15 protein-coding genes and 1 tRNA gene are annotated in these 24851 nt (G+C 64.3%); 14 read left to right on the top strand and 2 right to left on the bottom strand.

What is annotated here, in order from left to right; genetic code table 11:
* Window positions 1–3: 3 nt before the first annotated feature.
* The 4 genes from K408_RS0106250 (at window position 4) to K408_RS0106235 (ending at window position 7779) form a co-directional block, all read left to right on the top strand.
* The gene (locus K408_RS0106250; RefSeq protein ID WP_024337768.1) at window positions 4–741 is read left to right on the top strand and encodes an amino acid ABC transporter ATP-binding protein; all 738 of its coding nucleotides are present in this window, start codon (window positions 4–6) and stop codon (window positions 739–741) included.
* Between the two features lie 94 nt (window positions 742–835).
* Window positions 836–3070 (top strand): O-linked N-acetylglucosamine transferase family protein, encoded by a 2235-nt coding sequence (locus tag K408_RS0106245; protein ID WP_024337767.1) that lies wholly within the window; start codon window positions 836–838, stop codon window positions 3068–3070.
* A 118-nt stretch (window positions 3071–3188) separates the two neighbouring features.
* Window positions 3189–5429 (top strand): O-linked N-acetylglucosamine transferase, SPINDLY family protein, encoded by a 2241-nt coding sequence (locus tag K408_RS0106240; protein WP_024337766.1) that lies wholly within the window; start codon window positions 3189–3191, stop codon window positions 5427–5429.
* 106 nt (window positions 5430–5535) lie between these two features.
* Window positions 5536–7779 carry an O-linked N-acetylglucosamine transferase, SPINDLY family protein gene (locus K408_RS0106235; RefSeq protein WP_024337765.1) on the top strand — a complete coding sequence of 748 codons (2244 nt, stop codon included), beginning with the start codon at window positions 5536–5538 and terminating at the stop codon, window positions 7777–7779.
* Between the two features lie 58 nt (window positions 7780–7837).
* On the opposite strand, the gene K408_RS0106230 is transcribed toward K408_RS0106235, so the two are convergent.
* Window positions 7838–8872 (bottom strand): cysteine synthase A, encoded by a 1035-nt coding sequence (locus K408_RS0106230; RefSeq protein ID WP_024337764.1) that lies wholly within the window; start codon window positions 8870–8872, stop codon window positions 7838–7840.
* A gap of 714 nt (window positions 8873–9586) precedes the next feature.
* Between K408_RS0106230 and K408_RS0106225 the strand changes: the two genes are divergently transcribed.
* The 6 genes from K408_RS0106225 to K408_RS0106200 all read left to right on the top strand — a co-directional run bounded on the left by K408_RS0106225 (window position 9587) and on the right by K408_RS0106200 (window position 19697).
* Window positions 9587–11071, top strand: coding sequence for an efflux transporter outer membrane subunit (locus tag K408_RS0106225; protein ID WP_024337763.1), 1485 nt, complete (start codon window positions 9587–9589; stop codon window positions 11069–11071).
* Window positions 11061–12452: an efflux RND transporter periplasmic adaptor subunit gene (locus K408_RS0106220; RefSeq protein ID WP_024337762.1), complete on the top strand. Its 1392-nt coding sequence runs from the start codon at window positions 11061–11063 to the stop codon at window positions 12450–12452. The genes K408_RS0106225 and K408_RS0106220 overlap by 11 nt, the downstream gene beginning before the upstream one ends.
* Window positions 12453–12488: 36 nt before the next feature.
* Window positions 12489–15638 carry an efflux RND transporter permease subunit gene (locus K408_RS0106215; RefSeq protein ID WP_024337761.1) on the top strand — a complete coding sequence of 1050 codons (3150 nt, stop codon included), beginning with the start codon at window positions 12489–12491 and terminating at the stop codon, window positions 15636–15638.
* Window positions 15638–18742, top strand: coding sequence for an efflux RND transporter permease subunit (locus K408_RS0106210; RefSeq protein ID WP_024337760.1), 3105 nt, complete (start codon window positions 15638–15640; stop codon window positions 18740–18742). The genes K408_RS0106215 and K408_RS0106210 overlap by 1 nt, the downstream gene beginning before the upstream one ends.
* Window positions 18743–18778: 36 nt before the next feature.
* Window positions 18779–19519 carry a tRNA-uridine aminocarboxypropyltransferase gene (locus tag K408_RS0106205; RefSeq protein ID WP_024341751.1) on the top strand — a complete coding sequence of 247 codons (741 nt, stop codon included), beginning with the start codon at window positions 18779–18781 and terminating at the stop codon, window positions 19517–19519.
* Between the two features lie 104 nt (window positions 19520–19623).
* Window positions 19624–19697: transfer RNA gene (locus tag K408_RS0106200), tRNA-Cys, on the top strand.
* Window positions 19698–19847: 150 nt separating this feature from the next.
* On the opposite strand, the gene K408_RS0106195 is transcribed toward K408_RS0106200, so the two are convergent.
* Window positions 19848–20042 (bottom strand): hypothetical protein, encoded by a 195-nt coding sequence (locus K408_RS0106195; protein WP_024341752.1) that lies wholly within the window; start codon window positions 20040–20042, stop codon window positions 19848–19850.
* Window positions 20043–20302: 260 nt separating this feature from the next.
* On the opposite strand from K408_RS0106195, the gene K408_RS0106190 reads away from it, so the two are divergent.
* From K408_RS0106190 to K408_RS0106175, 4 genes are all read left to right on the top strand, one after another.
* Window positions 20303–20530, top strand: a complete 228-nt coding sequence (locus K408_RS0106190) for a hypothetical protein (protein WP_024341753.1) — start codon at window positions 20303–20305, stop codon at window positions 20528–20530.
* A gap of 275 nt (window positions 20531–20805) precedes the next feature.
* Entirely contained in the window at window positions 20806–21726 is a 921-nt protein-coding gene (locus K408_RS0106185; protein ID WP_024341754.1) for an ABC transporter substrate-binding protein, read from the top strand.
* Window positions 21727–21925: 199 nt separating this feature from the next.
* Window positions 21926–23548 carry an amino acid ABC transporter permease/ATP-binding protein gene (locus tag K408_RS0106180; protein ID WP_024341755.1) on the top strand — a complete coding sequence of 541 codons (1623 nt, stop codon included), beginning with the start codon at window positions 21926–21928 and terminating at the stop codon, window positions 23546–23548.
* A 43-nt stretch (window positions 23549–23591) separates the two neighbouring features.
* Complete coding sequence (locus K408_RS0106175; protein WP_024341756.1) at window positions 23592–24833, top strand: acetamidase/formamidase family protein; 1242 nt, start codon at window positions 23592–23594, stop codon at window positions 24831–24833.
* The last annotated feature ends 18 nt before the right edge of the window (window positions 24834–24851 follow it).

The raw sequence follows: 24851 nt of genomic DNA, 5'->3' as shown, positions 1-24851 counted from the left end.
ACCATGTCCGACCCCATCGTCAAGATCTCGGGCCTCAACAAGTGGTACGGCGAATTCCACGTCCTGCGTGACATCGATCTGGCGGTCAACAAGGGCGAGCGCATCGTGATCTGCGGCCCCTCGGGCTCGGGCAAGTCGACGTTGATCCGCTGTATCAATGCGCTGGAGGAGTTCCAGGAGGGCGAGATCGTCGTCGACGGTATCGAGCTTGGTCCCAACCTCAAGCATGTCGATGCCGTGCGCCGTGAAGTCGGCATGGTATTCCAGAGCTTCAATCTGTTTCCGCATCTGACCGTGCTCGACAATTGCACGTTGGCGCCGATCTGGGTCCGCAACATCCCCAAGAAGGATGCGGAGGCGGCGGCGATGAAGTTCCTGGAGCGGGTCAAGATCCCGCACCAGGCCAACAAATTTCCGGGGCAGATGTCCGGCGGCCAGCAGCAGCGCGTCGCAATCGCCCGCGCGCTGACCATGAATCCGAAGGTGATGCTGTTCGACGAGCCGACCTCGGCGCTCGATCCCGAGATGGTCAAGGAGGTTCTCGACACCATGGTCGATCTGGCCGAGGAGGGCATGACCATGCTGGTCGTCACCCACGAGATGGGCTTTGCCCGCGAGGTCGCCAACCGCGTCGTGTTCATGGACGCTGGCCAGATCATCGAGGCCAACACTCCGAACGAGTTCTTCGCCGCTCCGCAGCACGCCCGCACGAAGCTGTTCCTCAGCCAGATTCTGCGGTGAACCTTGCGATCCGGCCTCGCGGTCTGACCGACCGCAAGCCTGGCACCATGCGAATCAGCTGGCCTCTTTCCGAGCAATACTCGGGAGAGAGATCTTGCAGAGAAGCGCCGGCGCGCGCGCATATCACAATGCGCGACTGGAAAAGAAGCTGAAGAAGCAAGCCGATGCCGTCATGGCATTCGCGGTCGAGGCACTCGGGCAGGGCAGACTTGACGAAGCCGAGATGCTCTGCCGCGAGATCTTGAAGGAGGTGCCGGATCATTTCCACGCCACGCACCTGCTCGGCCTGCGCGCGTTCGATGGCAGGCGGCTCGAGGAAGCGGAAATCCTGCTTGAGCGTGCGATTGCGCTCGATCCGCGTTCGCCCGATGCCCACGGCAATCTCGGAGCCGTGTATTTCGACCTCCAGAAATTTCAGGAAGCCCGCGCATGCCAGGAGAAGGCCATTGCGCTGAAGCCGAATTGCCCGATCACCCTGACCAATCTCGGCAACACCCTGCTGCATATCGGCCTCGCCGAGGAGGCGATCGGGCTGCACGAACGCGCGATCAGGCTCAAGCCGGATTATGCCGACGCACTTTGCAACAGGGGCATGGCGGAACTGATGACCGGCCGGTTAGAACGCGCCAAAGAGAGCTTCGATCGCGCGCTGGCGTTTCAGCCGCGTCATGCGGAGGCGATCGCCGGCAAGGGCATGGTGAGCCTCGAGCTCCGACACTTCGAGGAGGCAGTCGTCGCCTTTGACGCAGCACTCGCGCTCAAGCCCGGTTCACCGCAGCTTCTGCTGCAGCGCGGGCGTCTCAATCTAACCCGGTCCCGGCTGGAGCAGGCGGCCGCGGACCTCGATGCGGCGCTGGTGCAATCGCCGCGGCTCGAGCTCGCACTGTGCTGGAGAGCGCAGATCGACCTCCTCGTGGGGAATACCGCGCGGGCTCTGGCGGGCGTCAAGCGACTTCTCGAGGTCAATCCGCAATCTGAGATGGGGATGGCGCTTCTGGCGGCTTGCCATGTGAACCAGGGAGACATCGCGACCGCACTCGAGCACCTGGACGCGGCGCTCAGGATCGCTCCGGATTTTCCGGAAGCTATCGGATACAAGATTTTCGTGTTGGACTATCTGCCGGAGGCCGACTTCGTGGCCCAGCAGGCTGCGCGAAGATATTGGTGGGACGCGATCGGGGCCAAGCTTCCGCAAAGGACGCTGCTGCCGCGCGAGGTCGATCCGGACAGGCGGATCGTGATCGGATATGTCGCCTCCGAATTCAGGCGCCACTCGGCAGCGTATTCGCTGCTGCCGGTGCTGCGCCATCACGATCACGCCAAATTCAAGATCGTCTGCTATTCCTGCTGGCCATCTCAGGACGAGATGACTGAGCGCTTCAAGCCTCTCGCCGATGTCTGGGTCGATGCTGCGCAGCTTTCGGACGACGAGCTGGCCGATCGCATCCAGGCGGACGGGATCGACATTCTGATCGACGTATCCGGGCATACGACCGGCAGCAGGCTCCATGTGTTCGCACGGAAGCCGGCGCCTATCCAGGTCACCGGCTTCGGGCATGCCACGGGGACCGGCCTTCAGACCATGGACTACGTGCTTGCGGACCCGATCTTCATTCCGCAATCGGCGCGCCATCTGCTGGCTGAAAAGGTCCACGATCTGCCGTGCCTGATCACGATCGATCCGATCCTGGACGTGCCGCCGTCCGAGCTTCCCATGCTCCGCAACGGCTATGTGACATTCGGCGTGTTCAACCGCATCTTCAAGATATCGGACGAGGCCATCCGGGTGTGGTCGAAGGTGATGCGGGCGGTGACAGGGTCGAAGATCATCGTCAAGAACGGGCTGCTCGACGACCCAATGCTGCGCGATCGCCTGATCGCGAGGTTCGTGGCCCAGGGCATCGCCGCGGAGAACGTCGTCTGCATGGGCTCGACCCCGCGTGAGGAGCATCTGCGGGTGTTTGCGCACGTCGATATTTCGCTTGATACGTTCCCGCAGAACGGCGGCATCAGCACCTGGGAATCGCTCTATGCCGGCGTTCCCGTCGTCGCCAAGCTCGGCAACGGCGCCTCGTCGCGCGCTGGCGGCTCCATCGTGGCCGCCGTGGGTCTCCAGGACTGGGTCGCCGAAGATGATGGCGGCTACGCCGCGATCGCGATCAAACATGCATCGGAGCCTGTTCATCTGGCGAAGTTGCGCAACGAGTTGCCGGCTCGGATCGCCGCATCCCCCGCCGGCAATGTCGAGATCTATACGCGCAGGGTCGAGGCGGGATATCGCCAGTTCTGGCGAGACTATTGTGCCGTGGCCTCAAAGGGCGGGAGGTAGCTTGGGCCCGGCCGGATGTTGCCTTGAGCCCCCGGGAAATCCCGGAGGCTCGGCTGATCGGCGGCCCCGACGGCGAATCAGCTAGACTCTCCGTACGGCCATTCTCCGGAGAGACACATTGCAAAGCAGCGGCGCCGGCGCGCGCGCATTCCAGAACGCGCGATTGCAGAAGAAACTGATGAAGCAGGCGGACGCCGTCATCTCCGCTGCCGGGGCCGCCTATGGCCAGGGCAGGTATGGAGAAGCCGAGGCGCTCTGCCGGGAGATCCTGAAGGCGCTTCCGGAGCATTTCGACGCGACGCATCTGCTCGGCTTGTGTGCACATGAAGGCCGGCGCCTGGAGGAGGCCCGGCAGTTGCTTGAACGGGCGATTGCGCTCGATCCACGCTCGCATGAGGCCTACAGCAATCTCGCGACGGTCTATTTCGACCTGAAGAAGTTCGAGGATGCGCGCAGGTGTCAGGAGAAGGCTATCGCGCTGAAGCCGAACTTTCCGCTTGCGCTGACCAACCTCGGGAACACGCTGCTGCACATGAAGCAGGCCGAGCAGGCAATCGAGCTGCACGAACGCGCTATCAGGCTGAAGCCTGACTATGCCGATGCATTCTGCAACCGCGGCATGGCGGAACTCATGATGGGCCAGATCGAGCGTGCCAGGGAGAGTTTCGATCGCGCCCTGGTATTTCAGCCGCGTCACGCCGAAGCGATCGCCGGCAAGGGAATGGTGAGCGTCGAACTCCGGCACTTTGACGAGGCCGAAGCCGCGCTCGCGGCCGGGCTTGCCATCAAGCCCAATTCGCCGAGGCTGCTGGCGCAGCGCGGACGGCTCAATTTTGATCTGTCGCGGCTGCCGCAGGCGGCTGCGGATTTCGAGGCCGCGCTGGCGCAAGCGCCGACCCTCGAGCTGGCATTGCGCGGGAAGGCACAAGTCAACATTCTCCTGGGGAACACGGCGCAGGCGATTGCGGCGGTCAAGACTCTGCTCGAGGAAAATCCGCGATCCGAGATCGGCATGGCACTGCTGGCGTCGTGTTACGCGAGTCAGGGCGACATCACGACGGCACTCGCGCATCTCGACGCGGCGTTGGAGCTCAGGCCGGACTACGCGGACGCCATCGAGCGCAAGATCTTCTTGCTGGACTATCTGTCCGAAGCCGGTTTCGCCATTCAACAAGCGGCGCGAAAATCGTGGTGGGATGCAGTCGGCGTCAAGCTGCCGCGAAGGACGTTGGCGCCGCGGGAGCTCGATCCGGACAAGCGGATCGTGATCGGCTATGTCGCGTCCGAGTTCAGGAACCACTCGGCGGCGCTCACTTTGTTGCCGGTTCTGCGCCATCATGATCACGCCAGGTTCGAGATCATCTGCTATTCCTGCTGTCCGTTGCCGGATGAGATGACCGAACGATTCAAGCCCTTGGCGGACGTCTGGGTCGACGCCGGGCAGCTTTCGGACGACGAGTTGGCCGACCGTATCCAGGCCGACAAGGTCGATGTCCTGATCGACGTATCCGGGCATACAACCGGCAACAGGCTCCATGTGTTCGCTCGCAAGCCCGCGCCAATCCAGGCGACGGGGTTCGGACACGCCACAGGCACGGGCCTTCAGACCATGGACTATGTGCTCGCGGACCCGACTTTCATCCCGCAATCGGCGCGCCACTTGCTGGCCGAGAAAGTCTATGATTTGCCGTGTCTGATCACGATCGAGCCCATCCTCGACGTGCCACCGTCGGAGCTTCCCATGCTCCGCAACGGCCATGTGACGTTCGGCGTGTTCAACCGCATCTACAAGATATCGGACGAGGCGATCCGCGTGTGGTCGAAGGTGATGCGCGGGGTGACCGGGTCGAAGATCATCATCAAGCACGGACTGCTCGACGATCCCTTGCTGCGGGACAGCCTGGTGGCGCGGTTCGTGGCGCAAGGTATCGCGGCGGAGAACATCACCTGCATGGGGTCGACGTCGCGCCACGAGCATTTGCTCGCCTTCGCGAAGGTCGACATTTCGCTCGATACATTCCCGCAGAACGGCGGCATCAGCACCTGGGAATCGCTTTACGCCGGCGTTCCCGTCGTCGCCAAGCTCGGCAACGGCGCTTCCTCGCGCGCCGGCGGGTCGATCGTCGCTGCCGTCGGTCTCGAGGACTGGGTGGCCGAGGACGATGAAGGCTATGCCGCGATCGCGATCAAACATGCATCGGAGCCTGTTCATCTGGCGAAGTTGCGCAGCGAGTTGCCGGCTCGGATCGCCGCATCCCCTGCCGGCAATGTCGAGATCTACACGCGCAGGGTCGAGGCGGGATATCGCCAGTTCTGGCGCGATTATTGCGCCTCGGCCTCGGAACGCGGCCCGGCGTAGGCGCTGAGCACCGGGACATTCCGGAGGCGAGGCCGGTCCCGCGGGCGGCCGGCGGGGCCTGCGAATCAGTTAGACTTTCTCCGGGCGATCCTCCGGAGAGAATACTTTGCAGAGCAGCGGCGCCGGCGCGCGCGCATTCCAGAACGCGCGATTGCAGAAGAAACTGAAGAAACAGGCAGACGCGGTCGTCGCCGCCGCGGCAAGCGCCTATGGCCAGGGCCGATATGCGGAGACCGAGGCGCTCTGCCGTCAGATCCTGCAAGCGCTTCCGGATCATTTCGACGCCACGCACCTGCTCGGCCTGTGTGCGCAGAACGGCCGACGCCTGGACGAGGCGCAACGGCTGCTGGAGCGTGCGACCGCGATCGATCCTCGTTCGCACGAGGCCCACAGCCATCTTGGGGCAGTGCATTTCGATCTCAGGAACTTCGATGAAGCGCGCCGCTGCCAGGAGAAGGCGATCGCACTGAAGCCGAATTTTCCGCAGGGTCTGGCCAATCTCGGCAATACACTGCTCCAGCTCAACTTCGCGGAGCAGGCGATCGAAATGTACGAACGCGCGATTAAGCTGAAGCCGGACCATGCCGATGCGCTCTGCAATCGCGGCCTGGCGGAGCTGGCGCTGCGCCAGTTTGACCGCGCCAAGCAGAGTTTCGATCGCGCTCTCGTGTTTCAGCCGCGGCACACGGAAGCGCTCGTCGGCAAAGGCGTGGTCTGTATTGAGCTCAAGCACTACGATGAAGCGAAAGCCGCGCTCGAAGCCGCGCTCGCGATCAGGCCTCATTGGGCCAAGGCCCTGGCGCACCGCGGACGGCTGCATTTCGAGCTGTCGCGACTGGACCAGGCGGCCGTGGATTTTGATGCAGCACTTGCGCTTTCGCCCAAGCTCGAGGTCGCCTTGCAGGGGAAGGCGCAAGTCAGCATCCAGCTTGGGAATACGGCCGAGGCGATTGAGGCCGTCAGGATCCTGCTCGTGGAAAATCCGCGCTCCGCGATTGCGGTGACGCTGCTGAGCGCCTGTTTCGCCAACCAGGGAGAGATCGCATCCACCATCGCGCATCTCGACGCCGCGCTGGCGCTCGCGCCTGACGATGCCGACCTGATTGCACGCAAGATCTTCTTTCTGGACTTTCTCTCCGACGCCGATTTCGCGCTCCAGCAGGCTGCGCGGAAATACTGGTGGGAGGCGATCGGGTCCAGATTGCCGCAACGGACGTTGGCGCCGCGGGAGCGCGATCCGGACAGGCGGATCGTGATCGGATATGTCGCGGCCGAGTTCTGGTACCACTCGGCTGCGTTCGCCCTGTTGCCGGTGCTACGCCACCATGATCACGCCAGGTTCAAGATCGTCTGCTATTCGTGCTCGCCGCGACGCGATGAGATGACGGCCGAATTCAACTCCTATGCGGACGTCTGGGTCGATGCCTGGCAGCTTTCGGACGACGAACTGGCCGATCGTATCCAGGCCGACAAGGTGGATATCCTGATCGATGTGTCGGGTCACTCCTCGGGCAACAGGCTTCCAGTCTTCGCACGGAAGCCGGCGCCCATCCAGGTCACAGGCTTCGGGCACGCCACCGGCACCGGCCTTCAGACCATGGATTATGTGCTCGCAGATCCGATTTTCATTCCCAAGTCGGCGCGCCATCTGCTGGCAGAAAAAGTCTACGATCTGCCATGCCTGATCACGATCGATCCCATCCTGGACGTGCCGTCGTCGGAGCTTCCCATGCTTCGCAACGGCTATGTGACGTTCGGCGTGTTCAACCGCATCTTCAAGATATCGGACGAGGCCATCCGGGTGTGGTCGAAGGTGATGCGCGCGGTGACAGGGTCGAAGATCATCATCAAGCATACCTTGCTTGACGATCCCTTGCTGCGCGACAGCCTGGTCGCGCGGTTCGTGGGGCAGGGTATCGGCGAAGACAATGTCATCTGCATGGGCTCGACCCCGCGCGATGAGCATCTGCGGGCGTTTGCGAATGTCGACATTTCGCTCGATACGTTCCCGCAGAACGGCGGCATCAGCACCTGGGAATCGCTCTATGCCGGCGTTCCCGTCGTCGCCAAGCTGGGCAACGGCGCTTCCTCGCGCGCCGGCGGGTCGATTGTGGCGGCAGTCGGTCTCGAGGACTGGGTCGCCGAAGATGATGAGGGCTATGCCGCGATCGCGTACAAATACGCGACGCAGCCGGCTTGTCTGGCGAAGTTGCGCAACGAATTGCCGGCTCGGATCGCCGCATCCCCCGCCGGCAATGTCGAGATCTACACGCGCAAGGTCGAGGCGGGATATCGCCAGTTCTGGCGTGACTATTGTGCGGCGGGGTCGGAACACGGCGCGATGGTATAGGGCATCCTGCCGTGCGCGAGCTCGGGCGGTGTCTCCGACGTGAGCCTTCCCTCCGCGATCACACGAACGGCGGCTTGATGTTGCTGCGCTTCTCCAGCCACTCCGGCACCGGCAGGTTCTTGGCGCGCATGAAGTCGGCGTTGAACAGCTTGGATTGGTAGCGGCTGCCGGAATCGCAGAGCATGGTCACGACTGTCTTGCCAGGCCCGAGCTGTTTCGCAAGGCGCATCGCGCCGACAATGTTGACGCCGGTCGAGCCGCCGAGGCACAGGCCCTCGTGCTGCAGCAGCTCGTAGATGGCGCTCACGGCCTCAGCATCGGGTATGAGATAGGCGTCATCGACTTTGGCTGTTTCGACGATCGCCGTGGCGCGGTTGAGGCCAATGCCTTCGGTGATCGAGCTCCCGGGCGTCGCCTTGGCTTCGCCGGTCCTGAAATATTCGTACATGCCGGCGCCGTGCGGATCGGCGCAGGCGATGCGAATGGTCTTGCTCTTCTCTTTCAGATAACGGCTGACGCCGGCCAGCGTGCCGCCGCTGCCGACCGAGCAGACGAAGCCGTCGACCTTGCCTGCGGTCTGTTCCCAGATCTCCGGCCCCGTGGATTCGTAATGCGCCTTGGCATTATCGAGATTGTTCCACTGATCGGCGAATAGCACGCCATTCGGCTCGGTCTTGCGCAACTCGTCGGCGAGTCGCCGGCCGACATGCTGGTAGTTGTTGGGGTTGGCGTAAGGAAGGGCGGGCACTTCGATCAGCTCGGCACCGCACAGCTTCAGAAAGTCCTTCTTCTCCTGGCTTTGCGTTTCCGGGATCACGATCAAGGTGCGGTAGCCGCGCGCGCTCGCCACGACCGCCAGTCCGATGCCGGTATTGCCGGCGGTCGCTTCCACCACGAGACCGCCAGGCTTGAGCTCGCCGCGCTTCTCCGCCTCCAGGATCATCCATTTGCCGGCGCGGTCCTTGACCGACTGGCCCGGATTCATGAACTCGGCCTTGCCGAGGATGGTGCATCCGGTCAATTCCGAGGCGCGCTTCAGCTTGATCAGCGGGGTGTTGCCGATGGCTTCGACAACGTCGTTTCGAATGGGCATGTCGGGGAAAATCGCTACCAGGGGGTTGATCAGGTCTGGCGAGAACGTAGTGCTTGGCAGGCCAAAGGGGAAGGCCTTTGCGGTGCGGCGAACCGGAGCGAAACGTCCGCTCAAACACTGATATTCTCGAGGGACGAAACCGGCGGAAGATGCGCGTGGCCGCGAGGCGGGGATATCGGTAGGAGGAAATCATCGAGCTTGGTCAGGGAGCGAAATGATACGCGCTTCATGAGCAGTCTTGCGACCAATTCTTGCTACGGGCGACACCGGTCGAGTTCGAGAGGCGTGGGAAGGCCGGAGCGACATCGGCACGAAAGAGCCACGGGGGTCGGCAGTTGACGGTCTTGTGAGTTGCCGGAGGGCGTGATTGAGCTGAAGCCGCAGGGTGTGGTCGTATTGAAGGGCTCAGCAGCCCGTGTTGCAGCAATATCACATGAAATCTTGGTAAGCTTGATCGCGCTTCCAATGTACCGCAATCCAAGAAGCCGCTGCGAGACAGGCACATTCGGCATTCTTGCGCGCTCCCTGCCGGCGCATTGACATGGGCATCTCGCAACTGCGGCACTGTCCCGCCATTCCGCGCCCGGCTAGTATGGTTCGAGGTTCCGCAGAAAGCATCACGCCTGTGAACGCGTCGTTCAAAGCCTCCCGACTGCCCCGCCGCGAATCGGTTAATCCGGCTGTGCGGCAGCGGCTCGTTCTGCCCGGCGGGGGCTGGATGTGACACTGGAAGTTCCTGCGATCGCCGCGCGGCGGTTTCTCGGTTCTCCGTCATGGACGCTGCGCGCGGCGCGCTGGATTGCGGTGCTGTGCCTCGGTGCCGGTTCCGGTGCGTGTGTGCTGACCCAGGATCTTCCAGATCCCGCCCTCGACGTTCCCGCGCAGTACAAATATGCGGGCAAAGGCGATGCGCCGCCGTCACTGGATTGGTGGCGCGGCTTCCGCTCTGCGGAGCTGACGCAGCTGATGCAGGAGGCGCAGACCGTCAATCTCGACATCGCAGCCGCCGTTGCGCGCATCGTCCAGGCCGATGCCCAGGCGCGGCAGGCGGGCGCCGCGCTGCTGCCCAGCGTCTCCTCTGGCGGCTCGGAAACCTATTCGCGCACCTCGGGCTCGAGCGCTTCGGGCCTGTCCATCGGCGGGCGCGAGGTCGTCAATTATTCGGCCTCGCTCAGCGCGAGCTACCAGCTCGACTTCTGGGGCCAGAACCGCGCCGCGCTGCAGACCGCAGAGGAGACGGCCAACGCCAACCGCTTCGATCGCGACACGGTGGCACTGACGACGCTGGCAGCCGTCGCCAACGCCTATTTCCAGGTGCTGGCCTCGCAGGACCGCATCAGGACCTCGCAGCGTAACATCGCGAGCGCGCAGCGCATTCTCGACGCCGTCAGGGAACGGCGCAACGCCGGCACCGGCACCGATCTCGACGTCGCCCAGCAGGAGAGCGTGCTCGCAAACCAGAAGGCGCTTGTGCCACCACTGCGCCAGACGCTCGACCAGAATGTCAATGCCCTCGCGGTGCTGGTTTCCCGCCCGCCGGAAAGCGTGCGCGTGCACGGCGGCTCCCTGGACCGGATCGCGATCCCGCGCGTGACACCCGGCCTGCCGTCGGAACTGCTGACGCAGCGGCCCGACATTCGCCGACAGGAGGCGCAGCTCGCCTCCGCCACCGCAAACATCGGCAATGCCCGCGCGCAGTTCTTTCCGACCATCCAGCTCACCGGCAATGGAGGCTATCAGAGTTCGGCGCTGGTCTCGCTGTTCCAGCCGCATGCGGCCTTCTTCCAGCTCGTCGGCAGCGCGACGCAGCCGATCTTCGACGGGGGCAGGATCCTCGGCAATTTCGAGCTTGCCAAGGCACGGCAGGACGAGCTGCTTCAGATCTACCGCAAGACCATCATCCAGGCCTTTGCCGACGTCGACAACGCACTGTTCTCGATCAAGCAAACCACGATCAGGCTGCAATTGCAGCGCGACGTCGTTGCCGCCTCGCGCCGAGCATTCGACTTGTCCGAGCAGCAGCTGCGCGCCGGCACTGCCGATATCGTGACCGTGCTCAACACCCAGCTGACCCTGTTCCAGGCGGAAGATGCGCTGTTGCAGGCGCAACTGGCCCGCCTGCTCGCCATCGTCAGCCTGTATCAGGCGCTCGGCGGCGGCTGGGAGCCGCGAATGGAGAAACCGGTCAATGCTCTTTAAGCCGGATGCGAAGCAAGGCGCGGGAGAGGGGAGGGCGAAAAGATCGCGTGCACGCGGCTTCGTCGTGACTCTTATCACGCTCGCGATCCTCGGTGGCCTTGGTTACCTCGGCTGGATTGCGATGCACCAGCAGCAGGCCAACAATCGCAACCAGCGCCCCGATCTGCCGGTGCCGGTGCTGGCGGCGACCCCGCGCATTCAGGACGTGCCGGTCTTTCTCGACGGCGTCGGCGCGGTCCGCGCGCTCAACACCGTGACCGTGCGCTCGCAGGTCGATGGCAAGCTGATCTCGGTCAATTTCACGGAAGGCCAGGACGTCAAGAAAGGCGACGTGCTCGGCGAGATTGATCCGGCGATCTACCAGGCCCAGTACGACCAGGCCGTCGCCAAGAAGGCGCAGGACCAGGCGCAGCTCGCCAACCAGCGCATCGACCTTGCGCGCTACGAGCAGCTCGCCGCCTCCAATGCCGGCTCCAAGCAGCAGGCCGACACGCAGCGCGCGCTGGTGGCGCAGACCGAGGCGCTGGTGAAAGCCGATCAGGCCGCAATCGACAATGCGGCGGCAACGCTCAGCTACACCAAGATCGTGGCGCCGATCTCGGGGCGGGCCGGCCTGCGCCAGGTCGACCAGGGCAACATCATCCGCGCGTCCGATACCACGGGCCTCGTGGTGATCACGCAATTGCAGCCGATCGCGGTGTGGTTCAGCCTGCCTCAGCAGCAGATCATGCGCGTCAACGCGGCCGCGGCAAGAGGGCCCCTCGCGGTCGACGTGTTCGGCAATGACGGCGTGACCGTGATCGACACCGGCAAGCTGACCGGCATCGACAACCTGGTCGACCAGACAACGGGCACGCTCAAGCTCAAGGCCGAATTCCCCAATGCCAATTACCAGCTCTGGCCGGGCCAGTTCGTCAATGTCCGCCTCAAGGTAGAGACCTTGACGCAGGCGCTGGTGGTGCCGACCTCGGCAGTGCAACGAGGGCCGGTCGGGACGTTCAGCTATGTCATCGGTGAGGACAACATCGTCTCGGCCAAGCCCGTTACCGTGACGCAGCAGAACGAGCATGATGCCGTGATAGCCGGCGGCTTGTCCGCGAGCGACAAGGTCGTCACCACGGGCTTTGCCAATCTGGCCGACGGCTCCAAGGTGATCATCGGCCGCGATGACCAGACCCCGTCAGCGGATCTTGCGCCGCGCAAGCGCTCGCGCGGGCCGGACGCCCAGAAGAAGGATGGTGCGAGAGACGGCCAGAAGAACGGCCAAGTCAAGGAGGGCGAGTTCCGCGCCAAGCGCAAGAGCAGCGAAGGCGACCAGAAGGGGCAGACCGGGCCGGCACCGGGGCCGGGGGCATCGGGACCAGGAGCCAAGCAGCCATGATCCCGACAACAGCCGCCTGAGCGGCAGGCAGATCCCATGGGCGTCTCCGAACCCTTCATCCGTCGACCCATCGCGACCTCGCTGCTCGGCATCGCTCTCATGATCGGCGGGCTGCTGGGCTATTTCGCGCTCCCGGTCTCGGCGCTGCCCCAGGTCGATTTCCCGACGGTTCAGGTGACGACGCAGCTTCCTGGCGCCAGCCCCGACGTGGTCGCCTCGCTGATCACCGCGCCGCTGGAGCGGCAGCTCGGCCAGATCCCGTCGCTGACGTCGATGAACTCGACCAGCTCGTTCGGCGTCAGCCAGATCTCGCTCCAGTTCGACCTCAACCGCGACATCGACGGCGCCACCCAGGACGTGCAGGCCGCGATCAACGCGGCGGCCGGCGTGCTGCCCAAGACGCTGCCCTATCCGCCGACCTACGCCAAGGTGAACCCGGCGGATGCGCCGGTGATGACGCTGGCGCTGCGCTCGGACACGATCTCGCTGCGAGCGATGAGCGACATCGCTGATACCATTTTGGCGCAGCGTTTGAGCCAGATCTCTGGCGTCGGGCGCGTCTCGGTGCTGGGCGGGCTGAAGCCGGCCGTGCGCATCCAGGCCGATCTGGCGCGCCTCGCCGCCTACGGCATCGCCATGGAGGATCTGCGCACCGCGATCGCCAGCGCCAATGTCTCGGGGCCGAAGGGCTCGCTCGACGGCGCGCAACAATCCTACATCATCGCTGCCAACGACCAGATCGCGGCCGCCGACGCCTACAAACCCATCATCATCACGTATCGCAACGGCTCGCCCGTCACCATCGGCGATGTCGCACAGATTATCGATGGTCTCGAGAACGATCGCACCGGCGGCTGGTACCAGGGCGCGCCGGCCGTCATCATCGACATCCAGCGCCAGCCCGGCGCCAACGTCATCGACGTCGTCAGCCAGATCCGCGCGGAAATCCCCAAGGTGCAGCGCGCGATCCCGGCCGGCGTGAACCTCACTATCGTGTCCGACCGCACCGTCACCATCCGCGCTTCGGTGCGCGATGTGCAGTTCACGCTGGTCCTCGCCGTCGTGCTGGTAACGCTGGTCGTGCTGCTGTTCCTGCGCTCGCTGCGCGCAACGGTGATCGCCGGCGTCGCGCTGCCGCTGTCGCTGATCACGAGCTTTGGCATCATGTATTTTGCCGGCTTCAGTCTCGATAATCTCTCGCTGATGGCGCTCACGATCGGCACGGGATTCGTGGTCGACGATGCCATCGTCATGATCGAGAACATCGTGCGGCACATGGAGAACGGCGACGGTCCGATGGAGGCCTCGCTGAAGGGCGCCAGCGAGATCGGCTTCACCGTGATCTCGCTGACGGTGTCGCTGATCGCGGTGTTCATTCCGCTCTTGTTCATGTCGGGTCTCGTCGGGCGCATGTTCCGCGAATTCGCGCTGACCCTGACGATCGCGGTCGTGACGTCGGCGGTGGTCTCGCTGACGCTGACGCCGATGATGTGCTCGCGCCTGCTCAAGCATTCCCACGAAGAGCTGGCGGTGCCGGGCTTGGCCGCGATCAGCCGCTTCATCGACCGCACGGTCGAGGCCTATCACAGATCGCTGCTGTGGGTGCTGGAACGCCAGCGCGCCACGCTGGTCGTGACATTCGTTACGCTGATCGCGACCCTCGTGCTCTATGTCGTCGCGCCCAAGGGTTTCCTCCCGCTGCAGGACACCGCCTCGATCACGGCGGTAACCGAGGCTGGGCCCGACGTATCGTTCGCGGAGATGAAGAGACGGCAGGCCGAGGTGGCGGAGGCCATCAGGGCCGACCCTGATGTGCTCGGCGTGGTCTCGGTGATCGGTGCGGGTTCGGTCAATCCGACCACCAATGTCGGCCGGCTCGTCATGGGCTTGAAGCCGCGCGGCGAGCGACGGGACGACATCACAGTCGTCGTGGCCCGGCTGAAGGAGCGGGTGTCGGGCATCCCCGGCATGACCGTCTATTTCCAGCCGGTGCAGGACGTGCAGATATCGACGCAGTCGAGCCGCTCGCAATATCAGTACACGCTGACCGGTACCGATGCGACGCTGGTCTCGGAATGGGCGCGCAAGCTGGTTGCCGAGATGCGGCGCGATCCCTTGTTCCGGGACGTCTCCTCGGAGGCGCAGGAGGGAGGCCTGCGGGCTCAGCTTGATGTCGACAGGACGCGCGCAGGCCAGCTCGGCGTCAGCCTCCAGGCCATCACCGACACGCTCAACGACGCCTTCGCGCAGCGACAGATCTCGACCATTTACGGCCAGGCCAACCAATACCGCGTCGTGCTGGAGGCGCTGCCGATGTACCAGCGCGATCCCTCGATCCTGTCAAAGCTCTATCTCCCGGGCGCTGCGAGCGTGACCGCGGGCGCGCCCGCCGCCCAAGTGCCTCTGTCGGCGGTGGCGACGCTGAAGCGCACCACGGCGCCGCTCGCGATCTCGCACCAGGCGCAGTTCCCGTCCGTCTCGCTCAGCTTCAACCTCGCGCCGGGCGCGGCACTCGGCGATGCCGTCGAGGCGGTCAAGACCATCGAGACCCGCATCGGCATGCCCAACAGCATCGTCGGCGTCTACGCCGGCGACGCCGCCGAATTCGCCAAGGCGCTCGCCGGTCAGCCCTGGCTGCTGCTCGCCGCCGTTATCACGATCTACATCGTGCTCGGTGTGCTCTATGAGAGCTACATCCATCCGATCACGATCCTCTCGACGCTGCCTTCGGCCGGCGTCGGTGCGATCCTGGCCCTGATGCTATGCGGTCAGGATCTTTCGGTGATCGGCCTGATCGGCATCATCCTCTTGATGGGTATCGTCAAGAAGAACGCGATCATGATGATCGACTTTGCGCTCGAGGCCGAGCGCGGGCGGGGCATGTCGCCGAACGAGGCGATCGTGCAGGCGTGTCTCTTGCGCTTCCGCCCCATCATGATGACGACGCTGGCGGCGCTGTTCGGGGCGCTGCCGCTCGCGATCGAAAGCGGCACGGGCGCCGAGCTGCGCTTTCCGCTCGGCATCTCCATCATTGGCGGCCTGCTGCTGAGCCAGCTCCTGACCCTCTATACCACGCCCGTGATCTATCTCGCGCTCGACCGCATCAACCGGCGCCTCGAACAGGCACTGCCGCCTGCCGAATCCGGCGGGCCGCCGGTCGCCGGTGCGACCGAGGGTATGCAGTGATGGCTTCGATCTCGGAGCCCTTCATCCGCCGGCCGGTCGCGACCACGCTGCTGTCGATCGGGTTGTTCCTGCTGGGCGTCGTCGCCTACCAATTTCTGCCCGTCGCCTCAGTCCCCAATGTCGATTTCCCCGCCATCTTCGTCTCGGCCAGCCGCCCCGGCGCGGACCCGTCCGTGATGGCGGCCACGGTGGCCTCGCCCCTGGAGCGGCGGTTAGGCGAGATTGCCGGCATCAACCAGATCACCTCGACTTCGACCCTCGGGACCACCAGCATCCAGCTTCAGTTCGACATCGGCCGCAACATCGACAAGGCCGCACGCGACGTGCAGGCGGCCATCAACGCGTCGATGGTCGACCTGCCGACCGACCTGCCGACGCTGCCGCGCTTCCGGAAAGCCAATACGGCCGGCGCGCCCGTCTTCGTGCTGGCGCTGACCTCGAAAACTCTGTCGGCCAGTGCAATCTACGACGTTGCGGATACGGTCATCGCGCAGCGCATCTCGCAAGTGCCCGGCGTCGGCGATGTCACGGTATCCGGCGCCGACCAGCCGGCCGTACGGGTGCAGCTCAACCCCGTCGCGCTCTCGAGTGCTGGCATCGCCACCGACGACGTCAGGACCGCGATCGTCAATGCCAATCCGCTCGGTCCGGTCGGCATCTTCGAAGGCGAACGCCAGGCCGAGACGCTGGCGCTCAATCGGCAGATGCGCACCGCCAAAGAGTTCCGCGACATCGTCATCAAGAGCTCCAACGGCAATTTCGTGCGGCTCTCGGACGTCGCCGACATCGAGGATTCCGTCCGGAACGCCCGCTCGATCGCCTGGTTCAACAAACAGCCGGCGGTGCTGATCCAGATCACCAAGCAGGGTGATGCCAACGTCATCGACACCGTCGACAGGGTGAAGGCCCTGATCCCCGCGCTGAAGCAGTGGATCCCGGCCGGCGTCGAGATATCCACTCTGGTCGACCGTACCAGCACGATCCGCGCCAGCGTCCTGGACATGCAATGGACCCTGCTGGCGACGTCGTTCCTGGTGATGGTCGTGGTGTTCGTGTTCCTCCGCCGCCTGACCCCGACGATCGCGGCCGGGATATCGGTGCCGCTGGCGCTGGCCGGCACCTGCGCCGGGATGTGGGTCGCAGGTTTCTCGATCGACAATCTGTCGCTCATGGCGCTCGCGATCTCCGTCGGCTTCGTCGTCGACGATGCGATCGTCATGATCGAGAACATGTATCGCAATCTCGAGCATGGCATGCGGCCGTTCCAGGCCGCGCGGGAGGGTGCGAAGCAGATCGGCTTCACCGTCGTCTCGATCAGCCTGTCGCTGATCGCCGCCTTCACCCCGCTGATCTTCATGGACGGCATCGTCGGCCGTCTGCTGCGCGAATTCTCGCTGACGCTGACCTTCGCCATCCTGGTCTCGACGCTGGTGTCACTGACGGTCACGCCGATGATCTGCGCTCACTACATCCGCCAGACCACGTCCGGTACGGCGACCCTTTTCGATCGCATCATAGAGGGTTCGCTGTCGCGCATCGTGGCTTTCTACGCCAGAAGCTTGCGTGCCGTGCTGGATTATCCGTTGGCGACATTGCTGGTGTTCTTCGCCACGATCGGCCTCACCGTGACGCTCTACATCAAGGTGCCCAAGGGCTATTTCCCGACCGACGATTCCGGTTTCATCATCGGCGCGACGCGCGCCTCGGCCGACATCTCGTTCCAGTCGATGCTCAGCCTCCAGCAGCGGCTCGCCGACATCGTGATGCAGGATCCCGCCGTTGCCGGTATCGGATCGACCGTCGGCAGCGGAGGCGGGCCGGGAGCGGCGACCTCGAATCGCGGCACCATGTTCATCAGCCTGAAGCCGCCGGAGGAGCGCGACCACGTCTCGACGCAAGTTGTCATCGATCGCCTCAGGCGCGCGCTGTACCCCGTGCCCGGCATCCGTCTTTTCATGTTCGCAGCCCAGGACGTGCGCGCTGGCGGGCGCCAGAGCGATTCCGATTACCAGTACACGCTCACCAGCACCGATCTCGGGCTGCTGCAGAAATGGGCTCCGATCGTGGCCAAGCGCATGGAGAGCGTCGAAGGCATCACCGACATCTCCAGCAATCGCGACCCCGGCGGGCTCCAGCTCACGCTCTCCATCGACCGCCAGAAAGCCTCGGCGCTCGGCGTCCGGGTTCAGGATATCGACACCGCGCTCAACAATGCATTCGCGCAACGGCAGATCTCGATCATCTACACCCAGCGCAACCAGTACATGATCGTGCTGGAGATCGACCCGAAGTTCCAGGTCGATCCCTCCAACCTCGATCGCATCTATGTCGCCGGTGCGGGCGACGCCCAGGTGCCGCTATCGGCGGTGGTGCATGCTACACGCGGGCTCGCCCCGCTTGCGGTCTATCACTCGCAGTCTTTCCCTTCGACCACCGTGTCGTTCAACCTGCTGCCGGACGTACCGCTGCAGGCGGCGACGCAGAACATCCAGCGCGCGGTCGAAGAGTTGCACATGCCGGAGGGCATTCGCGGCAGCTTCGATGGCAATGCCGGCGACTTCGCCAGGACCGCCGGCCGTCAACCGCTTCTGATCCTCGGTGCGCTGGTCGCGATGTATATCGTGTTGGGTGTGCTCTATGAGAGCCTCGCTCATCCGCTCACGATCATCTCGACGCTGCCCTCGGCCGGGCTCGGCGCGCTGCTCGCGCTTCAGCTCACCAACACGCCGCTGACGGTGATCGCCTTCGTCGGAATCATCCTGTTGATCGGCATCGTCAAGAAGAACGGCATCATGATGGTGGATTTCGCGCTCGATGCCGAGCGCCAGCGAGGTCTATCGTCGGCCGAGGCGATCTTTGAAGCCTGCCAGGCGCGCTTCCGCCCCATTCTGATGACGACCATGGCGGCGCTGTTCGCCGGCATTCCGCTCGTGGTCGCGACCGGCCCCGGCACGGAGCTGCGCCGCCCGCTCGGCATCACCATCATCGGCGGCCTGTTCGTCTCCCAGATCCTGACGCTCTACACCACGCCGGTGATCTACCTCCTGATCGACCGCCTGCGGCGGCGGTCCGAGCCGCGTCCGCTGGCAGTGCCGGCGGAATAGGTTGTTGAAGTGCAGCTTCAAGCGTATAGCGCGCCCATGTCCAACCCGCCCCAGACCACCGCCGCGCCGCCCGAGACGATTCCCGAATGCCCGCACTGTCAGAAGCCGATGCCGCTCTGCATCTGCGACAGCGTCGTGCCGATCGAGAACCGTCTTTCGCTGCTGATCCTCCAGCACCCGCAGGAGCAGGACAGGGCGCTCGGCACCGCGCGGCTGCTGGCGAAGCATTTTGCCGACGCCACAGTGCGGGTCGGCCTGTCCTGGCCGAGCCTGTCCAAAGCAATGGGCCGGCCGATCGAGAACGCCTCGCACTGGGCCGTGCTCTACCTCGGCTCGGCGCGCGCGGCCGATCTGGAAGCCGAAGGCGAGATCGTCGCGCTCAACCGCAAGGGCGAGGTCGCGGAGAATCAGCGCGCGATCCTCAGCAAGCTCGAAGGCATCGTGCTGCTCGACGGAACCTGGAGCCAGGCGAAGGCGCTGTGGTGGCGCAATCCCTGGATGCTCAAGTGCCAGCGCGTGATCCTCAACCCGGCGCACCCCTCGCGATACGGGCGGTTGCGCAGGGAGCCGCGGAGCGACGGGCTTTCGACCATCGAGGCCGCGGCGACGATCCTCGCCGGGCTCGAGCGGCGTCCCGACATCGCCGAGACGCTGCACGCGAGTTTTGAAAGGCTGCTTGCACGTTACCGCGAGGTCCAGGCAGAGATGCCGGAATTGGCGCCCAGACCCGCCGCGAAAGGCCGCAGGCGCGACTTCCGACGCCGCAAACGCGCCTGACGGCATGGCACTCTGGGTCTTTCAAGAGCCTGGAAGTCGGCGGGAAAGTGGGACGAAGGCGGTTGCCTAAACCCTTCATCCCCTATATTGCTCCGCCCTTACGGGGCCACGTGGCGGAGTGGTTACGCAACGGTCTGCAAAACCGTGTACACCAGTTCAATTCTGGTCGTGGCCTCCATTCATAAATCACTGATCTATCGTCGTAATTCGACTTCCGGCCGGGAGAGAGCGTCGAGGCTTGCCCCCGCTGTACCGACGGCTTTGCCCACGGTCAGACGCACTGCGCCCGTGAGGCGGGCGTGCATCCAGACTGCCGCGAAAAAACCCCTCAGCTGGCCGCGTACCACCCCTCGGGGAAGGGCAGGAGGGGCCAGGCGCCTTCGTTGTCATTGGCGGCTTTGGGCGTCGTCTCAAGACTCCACGAGCGGGGCACGAATTCCACCTCAGGCACGGGCGCGACATCTTCGAAGACCATGGCGTCCCGGACAGCATCCAGCATCAAGTTGAATTCGGCTTCGCTCATCACACCCTCGCAGAACGCGGATGGCGCAATGTCGCAAAGCCGGTTTGTTTCCGGATTGACCCGATCGCTCGCATTTTAACGATCCGGCGATCGGGATCCGATTGGTTAGCAATTCCTGAAAATTCCTCGGCGAAGCCTAGGTGCCTCCTGCGCGCCGCGGGTGTGAAAGAGATCACATTCCCAACGGTTTATTCTCCTATCTCTTCGTGCCACGCCAGCCGCGGTGGCTTCGGCGGGAGAGGCAGAGCAGGAGACTGGTCATGAAGGCAAGATTCCTGCGGTTTGCGGGCGTGAAGAGCCGAGCGCGCGGCGCATCCACCGTCGGGCTGTTCCTGACGCTGTTTGCCTCCTCGGCTCATGCACAGGGCACAGCGGTGCAGCGGCGGGCCTGGACGCCCGACGTGTACCGGCTCCACGCGGGCGAGATCTTGAACGTCCACGCCACCGGCGAGGCCTGCCGCGCGGTGCTCGATCAGGCGGGGGGCTGAGCGTGCCGCCTTGTGAGTTTGTGCGCAGCAAGTAGCTCGCATGGGCTGGCGAATCCGCCACGGTCAGCCTGTGGATATGCTGCGGACAGGCTGTGGACGACCGGACGGTATTCTGCAGATCCCAGTTTTTGTGCAGCCGCTTGCCCAAATGCCGGGCGCACTCCATCCAATTTTTTGTGCGCCCGCGGACAAGCTTTTCACGGCCCGGTTCCGCACGCTTCCTCCCCGATCACTGGACCATGGCAGGCGCCATGACATTCGGAGGAACTGGCGAAATGGAGAAATCGGTTTGGCCCCAGGCGCGGCGGGGAATGGCGCGCGCATCAACGCCATGGCGCAAGGCCACGCTTGGCGCCGCCGTCGTGTTCGGCCTCGTCGTCGCCGCACCGCTCGGTGCGCAGGCCGCTCCGCCCGCCGCCTGCGCCGCACTCCAGGAGAAATACCCGGACTGGAAGGGCAAGACACTCGTCAACGCCATCAACCCGCACACGCCGGGTTACGAGACGATCGATCCCAAGGACCCCAGCAAGTACATCGGTTTCGACATCGATCTCGGCGAAGCCATCGGCGAATGCCTCGGCTTCAAGCTGACCTACAAGCCCGTGGTGTTCGCAGCCCTCTTGACCACACTGGCCGCCGGGCAGGCCGACATCGTGATCTCCGACATCTACGCCACCAAGGAGCGCGCCAAGGCCGCCGACTTCATCACCTACTCGAAAGTGTTCGACGGCGTCCTGGTCGCCAAGGGCAATCCGAAGGGCATCAACGGCATCAACTTGTCGCTGTGCGGCGCCGCTGCCGCCGAAAACACCGGCTATGTCGAGGTGCCCCTGATCCAGGCGTTGATCCCGGAGTGCAAGAAGGCCGGCAAGCCCGAACCGACCATCCAGCTCTACGACAACAACGCCAACTGCATTCAGGCGATCCTCGCCGGCCGCGCCGACACCTACATCAACGACGTCAACACCGTCGACAGCGCCGTAAAGGCCTATCCGGACAAGCTGGAGAAGGCGATTGCGGTGACGATCCCGTATTCCGTCGGCATCGCCGTGCCCAAGAACAAGCCGAAATTCCGCGATGCCGTGCTCGCCGCGCTGATCGAGGTGCAGAAGGCCGGCACGCACATGGCGCTCCTTAAGAAGCATGGGCTCGATGTGAACAACTTCATGGAGCCGGGAATTCTCACGGCCGACTGAGCGCGGTTTACCTCTCCCCGACGGGGAGAGGCCGGCGCGAAGCGCCGGGTGAGGGGGCGGCGCGGCAAATGCGGTGCAGCGTAATCCCTCACCCGGCTCGCATCTGACGATGCGACCCCACCTCTCCCTATGGGAGAGGTGGATCGAGCCAGGCTCACTCGCATTCTGCCAATTTCATTCCGTTGATGACGGCTGACTGATGTCGCTGTTCCTTCACTACCTGAGCATGCCGTATCTGCTCGCGGGCATCGAGCTCACCCTGGAGGTGACCGCCCTCGGACTCGGCGGCGGATTGATCCTCGGATTGATCCTCGCCAGCATGCAGCTCTCCCGCTTCTGGCTGCTGGCGGCGATCGCCAGGGCCTACACCGTGATCTTTCGCGGCACGCCGCTGATCCTGCAGATGGTGTTCGCCTACGACGCGCTGCCGCATATCGGCATCAAGCTGCCGGCGGTGCTCGCCGCCGGTCTCGCGCTCGCCTGCAACGAGGCGCCGTTCATCGCGGAGATGCTGCGCGCCGGCGTCCTCGGCGTCGATCGCGGGCAGGTGACCGCAGGCCAGGCGCTCGGCATGACGCCCCGGATCCTGATGTGGCGGGTGATCGCGCCGCAGGCGATCCGCACGATGATCCCGGCTTTCGGAAACGAGGCGGTGAGCGCGCTCAAGAATTCCTCTCTCGCCTCCGTCGTCGCGGTGCAGGAACTGACGCTGCGCTCGACGCAGCTCGCTTCCTCAACTTTCGACTTCTTCTCGATCTTCTTCGCCTCAGGACTTCTCTATCTGGTGCTGACCACGGCCATCAGCGTCATCCAGCTCTTTGTCGAATGGCTGCTCGATCTCGACCGGACCACGCGCCGCCAGCGCAAGCTCGCCGATTATCTGCCGTGGCGCCGTGTCGATCTCGGCACCAAGCTCGAGCTTGCCGCTGCGACCGCCGCGAATCCTGAGCCCGCACCAGCGGAGCTGACCGACACGCCGCCATTGGCCTTGACGCGCGAGGAGCGCGCCCGCCGTGCTGCGACGATCGCGCGCAACAACATCGCGGTCGAGGTCAAGGACCTCACCAAGAGCTACGGCTCGCAGACCGTGCTCGACGGACTCGATCTCACGGTGCGGGTCGGCGAGGTCGTTGCGCTGCTTGGTCCCAGCGGCTCCGGCAAGAGCACGCTGCTTCGCTGCATCAATCACCTCGAAAGCTGGGACTCCGGCACGGTGCGCGTCGGCGGCCGGCGCCTCGGTTTTTCCGAACACGGCAAGCTGCTATCGCCCCGGGCGATTGCCAATGAGCGCGCCAGTGTCGGCGTCGGCATGGTGTTCCAGCAGTTCAACCTGTTCGCCCATCTGTCGGCGAAGGAGAATATCGCCGGCCCCTTGCGTTGGGTTCACGGCATGACCCGGATCGACGCCGATCGCCGCGCGGCCGAGTTGCTCGACCGCGTCGGGCTTTCGCATCGCGCCGACGCGCTGCCGCGGCATCTCTCCGGCGGCCAGCAGCAGCGCGTCGCCATCGCCCGTGCGCTGGCTCCGAACCCGAGCGTGCTGCTGCTGGACGAGCCGACCTCCGCGCTCGATCCCGAGCTCGTCAACGAGGTCCTGGAGGTCATCCGGCGCCTCGCCATCGACGACGGCCTCACCATGATCATCTCGACGCACCAGATCCGCTTCGCCGACGAGGTCGCCGACCGCGTCGCTTTCTTGAGCGGGGGGGCGATCATTGAAGAGGGCCCGGCGCATGAGGTGCTCTCCAACCCGCGTAGTCCGCTCACCGCGCGTTTCCTCAGCGTGATGGAAGCCGACAAGAGGCCGGAGGCGGTGCGATGAGCGCTGTCTCCGCACTGTTCAAGATTTTCCAGGAGGCCACCTGATGAAGCATTTCACGCTGCCGGTTTCGCCGAAGACCGTCCACTGGGGCTATTTCTCCAAGAAGGTCACGCCGGCCCTGACGCTGCGCTCCGGGGATCGCGCCACCATCGAGACGCTGACGCATCACGCCAACGACGATTACGAGCGGATGATTCAGGGCGATCCAGGCGCCGAGAGCGTTTTCCAGTGGACGCGCGAGCACAAGGCGGTGGCCCGCCGTGGCTCCGGTCCGGTCGAAGGTCCCTTTATTCGTGGCGCCGGGGAGGGGATCGGCGTGCATCTTCTCACCGGCCCGGTCGCGATCGAGGGCGCCGAGCCCGGCGATATTCTGGAAGTGCGCATCCTCGACGTCCGGCCGCGTCCGAGCTGCAGCGCCTGTCACGCCGGCCGTTGCTTCGGCTCCAACGTCGCCGCGAACTGGGGCTTTCACTATCACGATCTGATCGAGGAGCCGAAGCCGCGCGAGGTCATCACCATCTTCGAGCTCGATACCTCGGGCGAGCCCTATGCGAAGGCCATCTACAACTATGTCTGGACGCCGCAGACCGACCCTGACGGCATCGTGCATTCAACCATCGATTATCCCGGCGTCCCCGTCGACCACGCCACCATCAAGAAGCGCAAGAACATTCTCTCCAACGTCAAGGTGCCGGCGCGGCTGCATTTCGGCACAATGGGGCTCGCACCATCGGAGGCCGATTTCGTCAGCTCGATTCCGCCGAGCTATACCGGCGGCAATATCGACGACTGGCGCATCGGCAAGGGCGCGCGGATGTTCTATCCGGTCGCGGTGCCTGGCGCCTATTTTTCGGTCGGCGATCCTCATGCGGCGCAGGGCGACAGTGAGCTCGGCGGCACCGCGATCGAGACGTCGCTGACGGGTGATTTCGAATTCATCCTGCACAAGAAGGCCGACCTTGCCGGTACCAGCCTCGAGGGCCTCGACCATCCCATGCTCGAGACCGACCAGGCATGGTCGTTCTACGGTTTCACCTATCCAAACTACCTCGCTGCGCTCGGCCCCGAGGCGCAAACCGAGATTGCCAATCATTCCAGTCTCGACCGTGCGATGCGCGATGCGTTCAGGAAACTGCGCCGGTTTCTGATGACCGTACATGGACTCAGCGAGGACGAGGCGATCTCGCTGATGTCCGTCGGCGCCGATTTTGGTGTCACCCAGGTGGTCGATGCCAATTGGGGCGTCCACGGTACGATCCGTAAGAACATCTTCCGGTGCGACTAGTGCGCGGCCTGTCTTCGG

Source organism: Bradyrhizobium sp. in8p8 (assembly GCF_000426845.1).
In the GTDB taxonomy this organism is placed as follows: Bacteria; Pseudomonadota; Alphaproteobacteria; order Rhizobiales; family Xanthobacteraceae; genus Bradyrhizobium; species Bradyrhizobium japonicum_C.
The sequence above is the reverse complement of the archived record's forward strand: the minus strand, read 5'-3'. Positions and strand labels throughout refer to the sequence as shown.